This window comes from Pseudoalteromonas phenolica (assembly GCF_044788725.1).
GTDB lineage: Bacteria > Pseudomonadota > Gammaproteobacteria > Enterobacterales > Alteromonadaceae > Pseudoalteromonas > Pseudoalteromonas phenolica_C.
Map to the genome: position 1 here is coordinate 3,581,960 of NZ_CP173161.1, position 19,487 is coordinate 3,601,446.

Here is a 19,487-nt window from a genome sequence, read left to right on the forward strand (position 1 = left end):
AATTAATGGCTATAATACCCAACAGAGTTATCTGTTCTCAAGTCGATTGTAATCGAACACACCATATTCGATACCCTTGTACTGCTTAGCCACCTCATGCAACAGGTCACTATATTGCCAAAATTGCGGATGACTTCGACGTATTGCAAATTTCTGCTTTAGAGCCCTGTAGTCGGCTTCACTTTGCATGCTATGCATATTTTCAACAAAGCTTTGTACGTGATCCGAATTCGGCAAATACCAAATAGCCTCGGGGTAATCGCCAATGAAACCCGGCACTAAGGTCACGGTATCTTCATCGTAAGCTCGCTGGCCCTCTTCATTCAATAAACTTGAGATATTGTAGTGCGCGTTATGGTGAATAAGCGTATACGCTTTATGCTGCTCGCCGTGTTTAACCAAAACAAATGACACTTGAGGCAGTAAATTAATTGCTTTGCTCGGCAACGCGTTGAGTTTTGCCAATGGCTTAGGTACTAAGTTATAGGCATAGCGCTCACTTAAGATAGGCTGCAAATGCTGTTTAAACTTAGTGTATAGCTCTAACTTAGGCTCACCGGTGGTAAATTGTATCCCCGTCGGGGCAGCTAAAATGGTCTTACGATTTATAAACTCACTTAAGCTTAAATGCGACTTACGGTACCAGTGATTTTTGACTTTTTGTCTTTCAGCTTGCGGCAGTAAATTAATGAAGTTTTGCTCGCCCTCAAGGCGTAAAAAGTCCATATATAAACGGGTAATAAGCTGATGCCCTACATTGCCATACACGTCAAAGCCGGCCACCAGCAAGTAATGAATGCGCTCAAACAAGGCATAGTCTAATAGCCACATGGTTTTTGGTGATTGGCCAACAAAGCCCTTTACCACAGTGGCACTGTCGAAGTGGCGAAATACCGTGAGTGCTGCATTACGGTTATGCCCTTCACCCTGCCAAATTAAGTCTGTGGTTAAATTGCTGCCATCGGCAAACACCTGATTCGCTAATTTCGTTTTGGCATTTAAGTACTCATGCTGGCGTTTTGCATATTTAGCCCAACTTGAAAGGGGTAAGGCATTGCTTTGCTCAGCAGCTGGAAGCGCAAGTTCATCGTCATTTTGAATTAAGAACTCGGCCATTTTTGGGGAGCTATTTTTTTCAGGATCGACAAAGGCAACCCAAAAGTGGTCGTTGATGACATTCAATGCAATTTGACCACGGCAAACAGGTCCTTTGATAAAACCACTGATGATCAAATGCGCTTCGTCTAGCATAAACTGATATTTAGACTTAACGGGTAGCTGCGCAAAGCTCTTAAACGGATTCGAAGCGACCTCAGGTGCATAGCCTGGCAGGCTCGAAACCTGATAATCCGCTTCAATAAACTGTGTTTTTAAACGCGCCAACTTTTGCTCGTTAATTGCCAGCGGCATATGGGTTTTCGACAAGACAGTGCTACGCTGATGTTGAAAACGGTAATATACGCGCTCAACGTTTGGATCATCAAAAGGTCGGCGCGTCGCGATAATTTCAATCGCCTGCCCCGGCGGCGTTTTTGAGCGCACTAATTTAAAAAAGCTCGGTGAGTCTGATTTATTGGCTTCATCAAAGTAAATATTCGCTAAATACCAATGCTCATAAATATAACGCGCTGACAAACGCGCCTTAAAATTATCTTGATTTAGAAAAGCTTCCCAGATTTCGATTTGTGCAAGCTCAGTTAAGGTCGGCGGCGCAATCTGGGCCATTTTAGCACCGCTTTTTAACCAATCGTGTAGTACAGCAAATTCACTTTGCTCTAACGCTGGTAAACCATAAGGCATACCCGCATGAGGCTGGTTTTGCGCATAATTGTCGAACTCTTCGATGCTCGGGCAAGTGGCCGTTCTGTCTAGGCTAAAATCAAATTCATCACCTAGCACTTGCTGTGCGGGCAATTCAGTATTTTGTTTTAATAACAATGAACGATACATCACAGAGGCTGCTAAGTTTGCATCAGCACTTTGCTGATGTTCGTTAAGCACCGCAGTAAAGCCTTTATCGCGCCATTGTTGTGTAGATGTGGCATCTATCAATAAACGTGACGGTGTTTGCGCCAATAAACGAGTACCATCATACACGGGCTCCTTACTCAAGCCGCGGTCTATGCCTTCAGGAGAAGAGAGCTTTAGCTGGCAGGGTGCATCGTAACAACCGTGACACACCACACAGCGCTGCTCAATAATCGGCTTTACGTCATTGAGATATTGCGTCGCATGAGGGGTATTTGCAACGACTTCACGTTGTTGTGTTTGTGCTGGCCCAAACAAAGTCTCGTAGTGATTGGCTGCCAGTGCAACACAACCACTTAGAAAAAGTAGGCAAGTAAAAACAAATCCTTTTTTAAAAGGCATTACGCCTCCTCTTCTTCGTCGCCTAGATCAAATGTCGGCATCATTTCTACTGGAGGAGAAATAAAAACTTGCTCACCACTACTTACCACGGCACTTAATACAGGACCTCGGTTAAGTAGTAACTGAGCTTGATGTGCTTCGCTGATCACAGGTTTAAAATCAGAGTTATCGGCAAATAGCTGGTAGGTTTCTAAATTAATACTGATGCTTTGATCTTCTGCTGGGTTTTGGCACAGGTTGGCAAGTAATGTTTCGTCTAAGATTACACTCAACGTTAAATCAGAGGCTTCTAGGTCGCGCTGCTCAATATGCTCATCAAGTAAAAAAAGCGGCAGTGTGAGTGGTGTGTTTTGTTCTAATTCCATGATAATTGTTCAGGATAAGTGATCATTGCCACAAGTTTAGCAAACCTAACCTGAACACGCGACGAACAGAAAGCATTGCCTGCCATCTGTTCATCTTTTTTATATGCTCTATTTTACCAAGGTAAAATGTCACCGTTTGAGTGCCAGAAGCTGCCTGTATTATCTAAGTTCAGCTCTTCAATACGTTGTATTAATCGCTCTGCAGCAACTTGAGGTGAGATATCTCCGGCGAAATTAACCATCTGAGTTTGCACAAAACCCGGGTGTAATAAGGCAACGGCTACACCTTTAGGCTTGAGTTCATGCGCTAAACTGACACCTGCTGCATTGAGTGCCGCTTTTGACATACGATAGCCAATATAAGCACCTGAGCCATTATCAGCGATTGAGCCCATTCGACTTGTGATCATCGCCACTTTACTGCCACTGTTTAAGTTAGCTTGCAAAGCATGTGTGACTCGCACAGGCGCCACCGCATTGATCTGAAGCTGCGCATTAATGGCATCAAAGTCCATATTGGCGAGGCTTTCATTTTGAAAAATACCTGCGTTGTTGATAAGCACATCAATAGACTTACCGCTCAGCGCTGATGCTAATCGAGCAACATCATCACCTTGGCTCACATCAATACCTTCGATGATGTTAACCGATAATTCTTCTAGCTCAGTTGATGGCTTACGAACAACTGCAGTTACTTCAAAACCTTGCGCTAAATACTGCTTAGCGAACTCAAGGCCGATACCGCGATTTGCCCCAGTAATCACCACATGTTTTGTCATTGTATTCTCCTAGCATTTTCTAATGCTTACTGAACTTGGGGCAAATTCCTTTAATATCAAGCATTCAAATCAATATCGCCATTACAAGACTGCATAATTGAGAATACTGCGCCTTGCGGATCTGTGATAACGGCAAAACGCCCAATGTTTGGAATATCGGTGGGCGGCACACAAACTTGCCCACCTAGAGACGTCGCTTTTTCAGACATCGCATCACAATCAGCCACAGCAAAATAGATCATCCAATGTGGTGGAATGCCCTCCCACTCTTCGGTCATTTCGAGCATGCCTGCAACAGGCCCCTGTTCATTACAAAACAAGGTGTAATCCATGTGTTCCATTTTTTCGACTTGGATCTGCCAACCTAACAGCTCACTATAAAACTGACCGATTTTTTCACTGCCTCGACAAGCCAACTCATGCCAATAAGGCGTATTCTTCTCTAATATGCGTTGTGTACCGATATGCTCATTGGCTTGCCAAAATGCCACAAATGCACCGCCTGGATCGCTTATCATCACCATTCGACCCGCACTCATCACATCACATGGGCCATGAATGACCGTTGCACCTAGCTGCTTTGCTTTATCGGCGATGGCATCAACATTTTCGACTGCAATATAGCCTAACCAATGACTGGGAATATTTGCCTCTTTTTGCTCAGGCATCATTTGATACATGGCTGCGATATCATCAGTTTGCTTCTTTAGCATAGTGTAATAACAATCTTCACCAATGGGTTGATCGTCAAACTGCCAGTCAAAGAGTTGTGTATAGAATTGTTTTCCGCCAGCCCAATCCGATGAACATAATTCTGCCCAGCAAAAAGCTGAAATGGGTGATGAAGTGACTTTGGCCATAGTTAATTCCTTCTTGTTGTTTGCACTAACTTATTAGTTGAGTAGTGCTTAATTAGCAAGTAGTTGTAACAAAAAAGGCCCTCAACGGGCCTTTCAAAACTTAAATATAGCGATTAGTTCGGTGGACTAAAGAATAGAGGCACGTGATCTTGTACAGTACAAGTATTCCCTTTTAGATACTTACACAAGGTCAAGCCATCTTTGTTGTTACTGCCTGGCACAAGCTCAATTATAGTGTCGTTCCCGTCCATAACTAATTCAAGTTTACCATCCATGAAAGTAAACGGCATTGGACTACCGTCCCCGACAGTTAAGTCGCCCGTAGTTTCATCACTCTCATTTGTTGAATAAGTCATAGACCATGCCACAGAGCTGCTACCTTCAGCTTGATACATAGTGAACCATAAGTGATAGGTTTCTAGTTTTTCAATATCCGTTGATTCGTTACGCTCACCAACGAATATGACGCCAGAATTAGGATATTCTTTTCCGTCAGCATCAAAACTACTGAACTCTCTTGCCCAGAAGTAACGACCTTCATGCTCAGCCACCATTTGATAGCGCATTTCAGCTTCGAGCACACAAGTTGATGACGGTTCACAGAACCGTGTTCTTTCTTGCGTATTAGGGTTTACATAACGCGCTCGGACAACTTGGCCATCCTCATAACGGCCTTGATAAGAGCTTTTTCCTGTACCAAATACAAATGTCAGATAAGAATCATCCTCATCTTCAGGGTAGATTTCAGTGCCATTTTGGCCGCTGACTTGTTCTGAACCATCAAAGTAAACCCATCGACCAACATAATCTTCTTTCGCTAGCTGAGGACTCATATCTTTAATTAACAACCCTGAGATAATCTGGCTATCAAATAAATTCGCAGTGTCAATATAGTCATCGATAAACTGATAACCTACCGTTAAGTCTTTTGACAAATGGATCTTATCGATTTCACTGTCTCCAAATTTGAGATGCAATGCCCGATCAGTGACAGACCAAGTAAATGACCCATCTTCATCTGGCTCATCAAACGTGGATGTCACATTACCTGTTCCATCAGCCATAAACTCAACTCGGCTTATTTGATTTCCATCGGCTCTGTCGAAAGCAACCCATTTACCCACAAAGTCAACGTTTGATAAATCTATGAAATCTCTTTCATAGTAGAGATTGGCCATAAAATCATGATTGTTAGAGCCAGTCATGTTGCCATCTGTATAAACATCTACTTTGTCAGTCACAGACACTTTCATAGGATCAACTGTATCTAACTTAATATTGTAGCCGTAACGCTTGTGTTCAACTGTACTAGATCCAGTAGAGTTACTATAAATGACTTCTGGATTTTGGAAGTTCACTTCAATCAAACCTTCAGGTGCAACATACCAATAGACTTCATGCTCGCCCATATTAGTTTTAACTGTGCCATTGCCCCAACGGTTCAAGCTTAGGCCTAGTGTTTCACCTAGATAAAGATCCGAGTTATTAATAATTGAATTGCCCATTAGTGGCATCTGCTTCCAGATCTTCACCATGGAATCATCGGTGCAGCCCGATGGTAGAGTATAATTAAAAGTGACACTCGAACACGTGGCATCGACAGATGCATCGCATATTAACGCTCCTCCGTCGTTATTTTGCAACGTATCAAATGTTATTTGCGCATCTGTTGTTTGATAGCTGCCACGTTCAAAGCCTATATCACCATTTTCTTCAGCCCATTGGATAGCAAAATAGCGACTTTCAGGTAACAACATAAGTAAAGCTGCATCATCCAATAACCCCCATGTGCCCTCGACACCTTCTGAGGCAAAGTTCACTTTACTGAAAGAAATTGCTCCCTCACCGGTACCACCCAAAACAAACTCAGAATCAGAAACGCTGTATTCGAAAGAAACGCCTGAGCAGCCCTGCCCCGCTGGCGCATCACACACCAAGGCTTCGCCATCATGGTTTTGCTCAGTTTCAAATGTAATGCTGGTACCGTCAGTTGTATAAGCACCTCTTTCAAAACCTATGAAACCATTTTCTTCTGCCCATTGAATGGCAAAGTATCTGTTGTCTGGTAGGAACATGAAAATGACACTTTCATTCGCTAGTTCCCAAACCCCTTCTAAACCTGAAGAAGCGAATCCAACTTGATGGAATCCAACAGAGCCTTCACCTGCTATGTCAAATGTCAGCCCCGAAGAAGGGTATAAACATGCCTGAATGTATTCTTGAGAGCTGTCTATTATCTCTAAGGTATACTTAGCACCATCAACCAAATAAACAATATTGCCCCCTTCGAAGTTAAAGTTATAACTTCGCTCTCCAAAGGTGATGACACCATCGAATTCCTCACTATCACGATTCATCATCACCATCATCAAGTTACCCATGGCATCTTGTACCCATACATAGGTATCACCATAATTTGGTAATGTCTGATCAAATGCAGTGATACTTAAGTCACTGTCATATTCAAAGATAAACAGTGCAGATTCGCTGACTTCCATCATGCCTTGTTCATTCATCCATATGAATGTGCGTTTTACATAATAGCGGCCATTTACCATTGCCAGAAGCTCATGATTAGTCACTCCGACTAACGTACAGTCATCACGCTCCTCTTCGCAGCTTTCAACACGACTACCATTTTTCATGTAGACCTTGCGCACCATGGTATTACCATCAATATCCCACACATAATCACTGCGCTCTAAACCAAAGTAAATTGATCCATCTGGATATAGGTCCATGTAGTAACTTTGGTTCAAGCCATAGAAACCATGCCAGCGACCCGACATTGTAGTTTTATTCACTGTCACACTTGAAGGTTTAATTAATAACCCATATTCGGTATTAGGCCATTCATCATCGGCCGTATCTAGCGTTACGATTTGATACCCTGCACCTAGCACTTTGGTCAACCAAATTGAAACTGAACCTTCAGATTCAAGCGTTTGCTTGGTGTCATCGGTAAAGTCTTTATAGTCGACAACTATGGCGCGACCTTCAATTCGCCAGGTCACTTCCTCATCTGAGAACTCCGTCGTGATTGTGCCATCGGCATTGAAAATCAGCTTAGATACTTGCTCTTCAGGATCGTCATTGATGGTATAATCTCTGTCGTCTAAATCTAAGTACCAAACACCTCCACCTGCTGTTAATATTTCTGCTGTGGGTTGTGCTGTTTGTAACTTACTAGTTAGATTGCTGATATAAGTTACAGTTTCAGGGTCTTGCTCAACACTATCTATTACTTGATAAATACTTTCAGTTACTTCAACTGTTCTAAATACTTCGTTTTCACCAAGCACCAACATACTCAAGCTGGTCACATAGGTTTCGACGCGCTGTTTCGATTGATCATCTAAAGTATTTTCTATAACCGATTTTTTAAGTGGTGCGGCGAGTGTAAGTGACAGTTTATTACCATCGAGCTCCCAATTAGCTATGGTTTGCTCATTAATACCATTGATGATGCCAGTATTGTCAGCATTTAAAGTGATGTGATAAGCGAGATTATTGTAATACCGAGGGGACTGTAAGATATATGCTCCCACTAGAGTACCTGTAGGCCCAGTCACTAGATCTGTATCTTCTTTTATCTCATTCTTAGTCTTTTCAATTATTGTCGGATCTTTTTCATTTACTTGCGCTTCAAATGCCTGAGCCGTTTCAGTTGAAGATACTAACTGTAAGGTATTTTCAACTCCTTCAGGCAATGAAAAATCAGGATTATCCACCACGACCTTGATTAAGGTTGCAAGTTGTAACTTTTCATCAGCATCAACATTAAGAAGCGCTGATTTTAATCCGTCGTCATCTTTAGGGATTTCGCCTTCACGCCTAATAATTGCATATTCAGCCGTTGTGACGTTGGTAACATTTACCGAGAAGTTTTCTTCTTTTTGTAAAACGCCATCATCACCCGCTTGACTTATCACCGTTTCAACTGAATTAAGCAATGACCAGAATTCAACATTACTCTGCTCGCCAATACCTTGAGCTTTAATTTGCACAAGATTCTTAACTTCGGACTCATCAACAACCAACTCACCAGAGTACCCACCATCTGTCCCCGCTTGAACTTGAACTGATGAATCGCCCGCCGAGAGAGTGATATTTGCATTCGCAATAGGTTTGTCAGTGACGATACCTGTTATCGTGACCGATGAAACCCTGCGCTTAATAACTACCGTTTGTGTTGCTTCTGCTGTCTTTGCCACAGAGCCATTGTCAGTGACCACCAGCTTGAATGTTACGGTCGTGTCTTCTGAAATATCGGGGCTGGTGACTGTTAATTCGTTGGTATCAGCACCAGATAAAGTGAAGTCTAACGCAGAATCTGTTGACCACTGGTATTTTGAAATCGCGCCATCACTGTCTGCTGCTGTTGCAGATAAGGTGAATGCCTCTTGCTCTTTTGCTTCTTGTAACTCTGCAATGCTAACCGTTGGCGCTTTATTTTCTGGTGTGGGAGTAGGTGTTGGGTCTGTGCCATCTGAACCACCTCCACCACATGCTGATAATGCTAAACTAAAAACGATAGGCGTAATGAATGTTCGCCAGTTATTTCTGATTCCTGTTTTCATGGCTTGTCCTGTGCTGTTTTATATAAGTGCGATGATTGTTTAAAGCACTTTATTTAAATTTACTGCACAATAAGAGTAGGATGTTTTTTGAACTAAAGTAGTCTCAAATAAAGAAGATTCTTTAAATATTCTTAAAACGGGAGAGTAATTACAGAAAGTTATAAAAGGATGTATTTTTGAAACAAAAAGTGCGCATATAGCGCACTTAATAATTGCAATCTTAATTAGCTTTATTTAATTCTGCTAACTGTTCAGTGAAGCTTAAGTGACGTAAATCACCCAACCCTGCTTTTTGAGTTAGTTGATAAATTTGCTTTTCTAAACCTAAAAGCTGTACCTCAACGGTGTCATCTTTCAGTGCTTCCTTTCGGCTAATATGCTCACTGAATAAGCTATTAATTCGCTTAACTTGAAGCTGAGCTAATAGTGTCTTCGCTTCAATATCTTGGTACTGACGAACATTGTTTCTTGCAAATGCTTGAGCTAATTCAGCCGCATTCTTTGCATCAACAAAAACAGATGGCAATACATCTGATTTATCCGAGTTAGCCAAAACTTTTAAATCAGCAAGCACTTCGCCTAGATAAAACTTTTCGACTGCATCCTGCTCAAGTTTATGCAAACGATTATTTAAATCAGGTAAATAGCCTTCAACTTTAGATTGCTCACCCTCAATCAGCATTTCTTTTAACTCTTCATGACGAGAAACTAATTGCGCATATTGCTTTTCAAAGTTCTTTTTCGCATCAATTTTATCTAACACAGCAAAGTGAGCTCTAACAGGCTCAAGAACAGCAACGATGGCATTTTTTGAAGCTTGAGCTGCTGACACCAAAGTGGTTATTTGCTGAGATTGTTCCATTATTTCATCTGCTACAGTATTTGATGAAAATAAGGAAGCCTTCTCAATCGCGCGCTCTGGTTTGCCTTGTAATTCAGCAAATTCTTCTTGCAGATCGCTCCACACTTTATTGGCGTCTTTAATTCTTTCAGGATCAAAATCGCTTAAAGATTCAGTCGCCACGATTTGCATTGAAGACTGGGCTGATAAATAGGCTTCTTGAGCTTTATTGTATACGGCCTGTACTTGAGCTTGATCGACTTCTTTAGTACCGACTAAATTACCCAAACCTCCAGGTACTGCATCTAATGTTTTACAGCCTGATAAAGTCAGAGCTGCGATAGCTAAAACAACTGCTGTTTTTTTCATTCTTAGTAGCTCCACTGCAAGCCTGCTGAAAAGGATACATTTTCAAATTTGATGTTAGGAACCGTACGACGACGCCCATCTATTTCTTCAGAGATTTTGTCACGCTCTTTGTATTGCGCATCAACACCAACCATCAGCGCAATATGTTCTTTAAGTTGATAACGAACACCCGCTCTTGCCATTACTCCCCAACCATTAAAACTGTCAGTCAAAGTGACAGATTCAATACTGGTATTTTGGGTTCTTGAATAAAATGGTGTACTCACTTCTGTTTCGGCGTACCAGCTTACATCATTAAAAGCGTCAGCTAATCGACTGTCATAGCGGATCCCGACCGCGCCTAAGATTCCCATCTGATCTTCTGTAATTGAAATCACTGGTGCGAGGTAACTTGGATTATCAGCTAATACATCCGTCGATTCTTTTCTTTGCCCTGGCAAATCAAATCTTGGTAATTCATCCCCTTCACCTAAAGCTTTTAACGCTTCATCAAAACTTTTCGCTGCAGAGCCAAGCTTAAAGCTAGAGCGCGTAAAGCTAGATGTATGAATACGTGCACCGAATGTGATTTGAGTTGCTCTAGTCAAGTTGTAAGCCATTGACAGTGCTATTTCATTCGCTTTTATTTTAAAGTCATTCTGCTGAACGTCACCGAACTCTTTGGCATTCCAAACCTCAGTATCAATTGACGTGGCAATTGTTGCTGCACTACCTATGTAGAAACCCCAATCATCATCTATCCCAGTATATGAAAGCTGACGAATCGCGGGGTTGGTCACTGAAGCTGATTGCTCCAAATCAGTTATACCAGCAACATTATCAAGTTTTTCACTATAATCGATGCGTTCGAAACCTAATCGAATTTCACTGAATGATGGGTTTGGTGCAGCAACTGCACTGGCTGAAACTAGCGCGCTAGAAAGGAGAAAAGCCTTTTTCATAATATGACCTTGAACGAAGAGTGAGTAATCCAAGGTTAAGTTTATCTCAATCCTTGATTACAACTTATTACAATTACTGGATAATTTTAATACACAGCACCATGGAGTCAAGGTGGATTATTAACTTACGCTTAATAAAGCAAAAAACCCGTAAAGTGGGCTTTTTTGCTTAAGTATCTAATTTAAAAAATAAACCTATACAATTTGTTGAACAATCACCTTGTCTGCTTTATGCGTGTACTGTGGCATTTTATGGAAATTGAGATAACGGTAAGTATCTGTTGCCGTAGCATTAATCTTTGTTGCATATTCTTGATACTCTTCAACATTTGGTAATCGACCTAGAATAGCGGCAACCGCTGCAAGCTCCGCAGATGCTAAGAAAACATTCGCACCTGTGCCTAATCGGTTCGGGAAATTACGTGTTGAAGTAGACACGACTGTTGATTTATCAGCCACACGTGCCTGATTCCCCATGCATAATGAGCATCCTGGTGTTTCTATTCGCGCACCTACTCGACCAAAGATACCGTAATACCCTTCATCAGTTAGTTGGTCGCGATCCATTTTAGTTGGCGGAGCAATCCACATTCGCGTCGGTAATTGCCCTTTAAAATTATCAAGTAACTTACCTGCCGCACGGAAATGACCAATGTTCGTCATGCAAGAGCCAATAAACACTTCGTTTATTTCCTCGCCTTGCACTTGAGATAGTAATCGTGCGTCGTCAGGATCATTTGGCGCGCAAAGTATTGGCTCTTTAATATCATTAAGATCAATTTCAAGTACGTGTGCATAATCGGCATTTGCATCTGCTTCCATCAGTTTCGGATCTTCTAACCATGCTTGCATCTTGTTAATACGACGCTCAATAGTACGAACATCCCCATACCCTTCAGAGATCATCCATTTCAACATGACAATATTAGAGTTTAGGTATTCTTCTATTGATGATTGAGATAGCTTAACTGTACAACCTGCAGCCGAGCGCTCTGCTGATGCATCTGACAGCTCAAATGCTTGCTCAACGGTTAAGTGTTCAACTCCTTCTATTTCTAGAATTCGCCCAGAAAACTCATTCACTTTGCCTTTTTTCTCTACGGTTAATAGACCCGCTTTGATAGCATAGTATGGAATAGCATGTACTAAATCTCGCAGTGTGATCCCAGCTTGCATCTCACCTTTAAAACGCACTAATACAGATTCAGGCATATCAAGCGGCATAACCCCTGTTGCAGCTGCAAACGCCACAGCACCTGAGCCTGCAGGAAATGATATACCTAAAGGGAAACGGGTATGTGAGTCACCGCCTGTGCCCACAGTATCGGGCAATAGCATACGGTTTAACCACGAATGAATGACACCATCTCCCGGACGCAGTGAGACACCTCCTCTGTTCATCATAAAATCTGGCAGCGTATGATGGGTATTTACATCAACTGGTTTTGGATACGCTGAGGTATGACAGAACGATTGCATGGTTAAGTCAGCCGAAAATCCTAGGCAAGCGAGATCTTTCAATTCATCCCTTGTCATCGGGCCAGTCGTGTCTTGCGACCCAACCGTTGTCATAGTCGGTTCACAATATTGTCCTGGGCGAACGCCATCAACACCACATGCTTTACCCACCATTTTTTGTGCCAGAGAATAACCCTTACCTGAATCTTTAGTCGGCGCAGGCTTTTTAAAGATACACTCTTGCTCTAGACCTAGTGAAGCTCTTGCTTTGTCTGTTAGACCCCTACCAATGATAAGCGGAATACGTCCACCCGCTCTGACCTCATCTAAAATCACATCAGATTTTAACTTAAAAGTTGAAATTACTTCGTTTGTACCATGCCGTTTAACAACGCCTTCATAAGGGTAAATATCTATTTGGTCCCCCATATTTAATGACTCAACAGGCAGCTCTATTGGTAATGCCCCTGAATCTTCCATGGTATTAAAGAAAATAGGGGCAATTTTGCCTCCTAAACAAACACCTCCAACTCGCTTATTTGGGACATAAGGAATATCTTCTCCCATAAACCATAAGACTGAATTGGTTGCAGATTTACGGGATGAACCAGTACCCACTACATCACCGACATACGCTAATGGTAAACCTTTTGCTTTAAGTTCTTCTAATTGAGAAATAGGACCAATTTCACCGGCTTTATTAGGCTTAATACCCTCACGCTCCAACTTGAGCATTGCCAATGCATGTAAAGGAATATCAGGACGAGACCAGGCGTCCGGCGCAGGAGATAAATCATCAGTATTTGTTTCACCTGGGACTTTAAAAACCGTCACTGACATTTTTTCTGCCACTTCTGGTTTTGAAATGAACCATTCTGCGTGCGCCCACGATTCAATTACTTGCTGAGCATATTTATTTCCAGCTTTCGCTTTTTCTTCAACGTCATAAAAAGCATCAAACATGAGCAAGGTATGAGACAGCCCCTTCGCTGCAATTGGCGCTAGTTCGCTGTTTTCTAGTAGCTCAATCATAGGTGCAATGTTATAGCCACCCAGCATGGTGCCGAGTAATTCGGCCGCATACTGCTTTGATATCAGTGCAGAACTAGCATCTCCCTTTGCTAAAGCAGCCAGAAATCCAGCTTTCACATAAGCTGCTTCATCAACACCTGGCGGTACTCTGTTAACAAATAAATCTAAAATAAATTCTTCTTCACCTGCAGGTGGATTTTTTATTAATTCTATTAGATCTGCAGTTTGTTGCGCATCGAGTGGCTTAGGAACAATTCCTTGCAATGCACGTTCTTCAACATGTGATCGATAATCTTGAAGCACAATATATCCCCTCTGTTGTCTTGAATACCAAAAGAGCTTGAACAGCTTTTTGGTATATTTCATAACCAGTATAGGGGCTTTATTTTGACTTGAAAATCTTTCATATTGAAACTCACACTATAGTCGATATTAACTTGGTGAATAAAATGCCGTCTGGTGATTTAAGATAAATATATGCCAAAACGAAAAAAGCCAGCAAAAGCTGGCTTTCTAAAATATGAACTGCGATTAACGCTTAACTTTTACACGTTTAACAGAAATAAGTTTTGCTTCAACACGTCTATTTTGTGCATGTGCTTGTTCAGTGTTGGCTGTATTTTTTAAACGCTCTTCACCGTAGCCAATTGCACTTACTCGACTTGCATCAATACCTTCTGAGATTAATTGCTTAGCAACTGAATCTGCACGTTTTTGAGAAAGCCACTTATTGTATTCTGCTTTACCGACTGCAGATGTGTGTCCTTCTAAACGTACCGTTGTCTCAGGGAATTCATTTAAGAATTTCACTACAGCATCAATATCATCTAAGTATTGCTGAGAAACAGCTGAGTTGTTGTTCGGGAAACGAACCAATAAGCTAACCGTCACTTCTTCATCTTTATAAAGCGTACAGCCACTTGCGTCCACTGCGTCTGTCATTGGCGTATTAGCACAGCGATCTTCCGCATCAATGATACCATCTTTGTCGGCATCTTTTGGCGCTTGAACTACAGGTTCTGGCTTAGGCTCAGGCTTAGCAATTGGGGCTGGCGCAGGCGCTGCTTTAACTGGTTGCGAAGGAGAAGCACCGAACGCATAGTTAATACCTAGTTTCACACCTACATCTGTATAACCGCGATCTAGGCCTTGGTAAAGTGCTGTTTCAGCATTTACAAATAAGTTATCTGTTAAATGATGACGATAACCTGCACCTACATTAGCGAAAGTGTTTGATGTATATGCATCAATCGATTTAAGACCAAATAGCGCGTAGAAAGGACCACCATTAAAGTGATAAAGACCATCAACACCGATGCGATCACCACTTAGAGAACCGTTCTGTGCACCTGATAGATCAAAGTCCATATCTGCGTACTCTAAACGCGCACTCCAATAGTCATTAAAACGATAACCTAGTTCTGCACCCCATGATGTAGAGTCATCAACATTTACGCCTGCGGCATCACGAATTTCTTGCCACTTAGCTTTGTAATAATCACCAAATACACCAAGGTATACGCCTTCCTTTTGCTCTTTTGCATTTACTGCTGATGTAGCTAGAATAGCTACTGCAAGGCTTAGCATTCTTAATTTCATTGTCATTCCCCGTTTATCATAATGGTAAGCGACTCCGTTCATCGCTTGTGTGTGATTATAGTAGAAGAGCAAAGCTTAATCTTTACTTAATACTTTAATATTAAAGTGTTCATTTAACATTCACATTACAATTGGTGAGAAAACAAGGTCTGATACAAACCTTTCTTTTTTATCAAAGCGTTATGCTCACCAAACGCAGATACTTCACCATCATCTAATACATAGATCAAATCAGCTTGAGAAATTGCACTCAGTCGATGTGCAATAATCAGAGTTGTTCGATTTTTTAAAAACTGAGTTAGGTTGCGATGAATTTTAGCTTCGGTTTCTATATCTAATGCTGATGTTGCTTCATCTAGAATAACCACTTTCGGATCAGCCAATACCATTCTAGCGATTGCTAAACGTTGTTTTTGACCCCCTGACAAACGCACCCCATTTCGACCAATTAAAGCATCTAACTGCTGATCTAATTTTTCTATGGCGTCTGTGAGCTCTGCAATGGCCAAAGCATGCCATAATTGATCATCGGTAAACTGGCCGCCCATTGAGAGGTTTTCTCTTACTGAGGCATTCAGCATAACGGGTTGTTGTAGTACGGTCGCAACATGCTCTCTCACTTGCGGGTAGCCAACCTGCTCAATGTGGTTATCATCAATAAGAATGCTGCCAGATTGCTTCTCATATAAACCAAGTAACAACTGCACTAACGTTGATTTACCGCCGCCAGAAACAGCCACAACCGCCACTTTCTTACCCGCAGGAATATGCATAGAAACGTTTTTTAGTACCGGCTGCTCACTGTGATAACCAAAGTTAACCTGTTCAAAACGAATATCTACTTGCGGGTTTTTAAATGCTTGAATACTTGGAGTAGATGCAGGTTCCTCCGTTTCAAAGGCAAATACTTGGTTCAAACGCTGTAATGCAGCGGATGCACCATAGTAGGCATATTGCATACCCAATAGCTCTTGCACTGGCCCCATCATAAACCAAAGGTAGCCAAACACCGCGAAAATTTGCCCAACAGTTAGGTCGGCAAACACCACCATGATCATCGCAATGGCTCTAAATACTTCAAAACCGAGCAGGAAAATAGTAAAACTAAGACGGCTGACGGCATCAGTCTTCCATTGAGATTGAACAGAATAATGCTTTAGATCTTTTGCTGTTGCCTTTACTTGCTCGAAGTATTTTCCTTCACGACGAATTGCTTTTAACTGCGCAATCGCATCTAAAGTTTCTACCAGTGAAGATTGAAAGGCCTCAAATGCGCCATTTTCTTTTTTCTTTAGATCTTTAACGCGTTTACCAAACTGTCTAGAAAAATAAATAACTGCAGGGTTCAACAGTAGAATAATGGCCCCTAATGTTAAGTCTATCCAAAGCAAAATCACCGCAGTGCCTATGATAGTTAACAAACTAATTAGAAACCGTGACATGGTTTGACTGATAAAGTTATCGAGTGTTTCGACATCTGTAATGCAGCGCGAACTGATCGCACCACCACCTTGAGTTTCATATTCCTTGAGTTGCACGAGTGGTAAATGATTTAACAACAAGCTACGAACTTGAAAACTGATGTCTTTTCCAATAATCGTAAATTGTCGAGATTGCAGAACACCCAACACCAACGCAGATAAGCGCATCAGCACAACACTCAATAACACAAAGAGAATATAGCCAACTGCATTGTGTGCAGAATCTGGTAGAAGCGTATTCATAAATTCAATGGCTGCCCCAGGCTTTTCGAGTAGAACTTCGTCGACTAATAAAGGCATCATTAAGGGGATAGGCACACTGACCAGCGCGGCCAATAGTGCAATGATATGGGCATAAGTAAGTGACTTACGGTGTGCAAGCACACTCTGTTTAATTGTTTGCCAAGTTAGCGGCTCGCCAGAACGTATTTGCATTATGTACCACAGAAAGTTTGATAGGTTTCAGGTTTCGAATGACGCGCAGTAAATACTTGGTCATATTCTTGATAATCATATGGGTTCTTTAACATGGGTAGCCACTTTTCAAGTAAAGGGCTGTGTCCTTTTTCATAAAATTCCCCTATGACTTTTTCAACTAATTCATTACGAGGAACAATGGCTGGGTTTACCTTTGACATCAAAGTAGCCACCTCGGCAGCGTCAAACTCTGAGATCCTTTTCCTCCATTTTACTAACCATTCGTTCAATTCTGCAGGGAGTGCAAACAGTCCTTCTTTGTTTATTGCAAATGATGTTAAAGCAGCAAAAGTATTGGTGTAATCTAGTTGGTGACTCTTCATTAACACCAACAATTCCGAGAGCAGCTCGCTGTCTGAATCTTGCCACTCTGGTAACCCTAGCTTCTGCGCCCACATAGTATGATAGGCTGCGTTGAAAGACTTAGAGAAATCACTCAGTACATCAGTCAATTTAGCGAGTGCTTGCTCTTCATCACAGGCCATAATTAACATCAGTGATTCAGCTAAACGTGCGCAATTCCAGTGCGCGATATTTGGTTGCTGGCCAAATGCGTAGCGACCTTGTTTGTCTATAGAGCTGAATACAGCATTGAAATCGAAAGCCTCAAGCATAGCGCACGGTCCAAAGTCGATGGTCTCGCCAGACACCAAACAATTATCGGTATTCATAACACCATGAATAAAGCCTACTCTTAACCAATCAATAATCAATGAGATTTGGTTATTACATACATGCTTTAAAAAATCACAAACTCTATCATCGCCTTCAGATTGTATCTGTGGATAATGCCGCTTAATCGCAAGCTCTAATAAGCGTTCCATACCCGCTTTATCTTGCTGTAAGGCTAAATACTGAAAAGATCCAACTCGAATATGGCTAGATGCCACACGGCAAACTACCGCACCAGGCACATAGCCCTGCCTGTATACGTCGTTACCTGTTGTAACTACAGACAAACACTCTGTTGTTTTAACCCCAAGTGACTGAATAGCTTGGCTCATCACAAACTCCCGAACTGCCGGGCCAAGCGCACAAAGGCCATCACCGCCTCGAGAAAATGGTGTTGCCCCAGAGCCTTTTAACTGTAAGTCAAAGGAGCTATTACTCTGGGTAGTTCCTAGGTAATGCGCTCTACCATCACCAAGTGTTGGATTGAAATGACCAAACTGATGACCTGAATAGGCTAATGCAGATGCTGGAATGCCCTCAATGCTTCTTGAGCCAGAGAGATAAGAAAGCATTTCTTCTTCTGTCCAATTTAACTCTAATCTTTCAAACAGCTCTTTGTTAAATAAAACGAGTTTGATTGAACTTGGTTGAGTCATCGGGTAATCAACAGCAAAGCCTTCTGTAATTGCCGTATAATCATTCTGCATTATTCACCCCCATCTACATTAACGTAGTTATCACCAACACTATAAGCAATAAGCTGGCTTAGCGCAGTTAAAGACCACCCACTTTCTTCTACTAGCTTATTAAAAAAAGACTGAGTTGCAGTAAGAGATTTCTTTGTTTGCAAACCACCATCAATGATTTTGTGTGCTCTAAGATAAGACTCTACATCTCGTGACAAAATAAATGTATCTTTACCCATCGCACGTAATGCGTAGGGCCCTGTGTTACCACCTAATCGCGCCCCCTGTTTCTTTAATTCAGCCCAAAGGCCAATAATATTATCTTCAGGCCACTCAGCGATAAACTTTACAAATGAACCGTGCTTTTGTGCAATTTCATAGATCATGTAGCAATTATGCGGAATCGTTTGTACTTTCTTGAAGTTACGGATGATACGCTCATCCTGTGACTTTTCTTCTAGTTGCTCAGGTGACATCATCAATAACGCATCAATATCAAACTGCCAAAACACCTCTTTAAAACCAGACCACTTTGCATTGATCACTGACCAATAGAAACCACTTTGGAATACTTTCTTTGTAAATGCTTCGAGCCAAAGCGAATCTGAATGTGACAACAGCTGTTGCCGTGTGAGGGGTGCAGATATCAACAACCTCAAATTTTGCTCACCTAATTTTCTTTCACATGCTCTTTGATAAATCTCTTTGAAGGATTCCAAACCAATACCTGTCAATTATTTAAAACGCTTAATACGCTGAAGATCTCTAATGTGTTTAATCATAAAGGAATTAAGTAAAATAGTGCAAAGTTAATGACAGCGAGCAAGGCGAGTACATTTGCTTTGCGCAAGGTGAAATTAGTCAGTTTAACTAGAGTTGAAGTAGTCAGGACGAACCACGGTGAAGTGAGCTATTTTAGCAATTGAAGAGGGACTTAAAGCAAAAAAGCCCGACTCTTTCGAATCGGGCTTTCTCTA

The 19,487-nt window shown here is 41.7% G+C and carries 12 protein-coding genes; all 12 read right to left on the bottom strand.

All coding sequences use genetic code 11. The features are described from left to right. Positions 1-27: 27 nt before the first annotated feature. The gene (locus ACH784_RS16210; RefSeq protein ID WP_404391935.1) at positions 28-2,370 is read right to left on the bottom strand and encodes a fatty acid cis/trans isomerase; all 2,343 of its coding nucleotides are present in this window, start codon (positions 2,368-2,370) and stop codon (positions 28-30) included. After that, complete coding sequence (locus tag ACH784_RS16215; protein ID WP_404391937.1) at positions 2,370-2,735, bottom strand: hypothetical protein; 366 nt, start codon at positions 2,733-2,735, stop codon at positions 2,370-2,372. The genes ACH784_RS16210 and ACH784_RS16215 overlap by 1 nt, the downstream gene beginning before the upstream one ends. Positions 2,736-2,848: 113 nt before the next feature. Continuing rightward, positions 2,849-3,514, bottom strand: coding sequence for an SDR family oxidoreductase (locus ACH784_RS16220; RefSeq protein ID WP_404391939.1), 666 nt, complete (start codon positions 3,512-3,514; stop codon positions 2,849-2,851). Positions 3,515-3,570: 56 nt separating this feature from the next. Further along, a complete protein-coding gene (locus ACH784_RS16225) occupies positions 3,571-4,374 on the bottom strand; it encodes a VOC family protein (protein ID WP_404391941.1) in 804 nt (267 codons plus the stop codon). A 113-nt stretch (positions 4,375-4,487) separates the two neighbouring features. Continuing rightward, positions 4,488-8,954 carry a PKD domain-containing protein gene (locus ACH784_RS16230; RefSeq protein ID WP_404391943.1) on the bottom strand — a complete coding sequence of 1,489 codons (4,467 nt, stop codon included), beginning with the start codon at positions 8,952-8,954 and terminating at the stop codon, positions 4,488-4,490. Between the two features lie 220 nt (positions 8,955-9,174). Beyond that, entirely contained in the window at positions 9,175-10,164 is a 990-nt protein-coding gene (locus ACH784_RS16235; RefSeq protein WP_404391945.1) for a hypothetical protein, read from the bottom strand. 2 nt (positions 10,165-10,166) lie between these two features. After that, positions 10,167-11,105 (bottom strand): autotransporter outer membrane beta-barrel domain-containing protein, encoded by a 939-nt coding sequence (locus ACH784_RS16240; protein ID WP_404391947.1) that lies wholly within the window; start codon positions 11,103-11,105, stop codon positions 10,167-10,169. A gap of 195 nt (positions 11,106-11,300) precedes the next feature. Further along, the gene (gene acnB, locus ACH784_RS16245) at positions 11,301-13,898 is read right to left on the bottom strand and encodes a bifunctional aconitate hydratase 2/2-methylisocitrate dehydratase (protein ID WP_404391949.1); all 2,598 of its coding nucleotides are present in this window, start codon (positions 13,896-13,898) and stop codon (positions 11,301-11,303) included. A gap of 228 nt (positions 13,899-14,126) precedes the next feature. Continuing rightward, positions 14,127-15,194 (bottom strand): OmpA family protein, encoded by a 1,068-nt coding sequence (locus tag ACH784_RS16250; RefSeq protein ID WP_404391951.1) that lies wholly within the window; start codon positions 15,192-15,194, stop codon positions 14,127-14,129. Positions 15,195-15,319: 125 nt separating this feature from the next. Beyond that, positions 15,320-17,110 (bottom strand): ABC transporter ATP-binding protein, encoded by a 1,791-nt coding sequence (locus ACH784_RS16255; protein ID WP_404391953.1) that lies wholly within the window; start codon positions 17,108-17,110, stop codon positions 15,320-15,322. Beyond that, positions 17,110-18,531 (bottom strand): YdiU family protein, encoded by a 1,422-nt coding sequence (locus tag ACH784_RS16260; RefSeq protein ID WP_404391955.1) that lies wholly within the window; start codon positions 18,529-18,531, stop codon positions 17,110-17,112. Before ACH784_RS16260 ends, ACH784_RS16255 begins: the two co-directional genes overlap by 1 nt. Continuing rightward, positions 18,531-19,229, bottom strand: coding sequence for a DNA-3-methyladenine glycosylase I (locus ACH784_RS16265; RefSeq protein ID WP_404391957.1), 699 nt, complete (start codon positions 19,227-19,229; stop codon positions 18,531-18,533). Before ACH784_RS16265 ends, ACH784_RS16260 begins: the two co-directional genes overlap by 1 nt. Between the last annotated feature and the right edge of the window lie 258 nt (positions 19,230-19,487).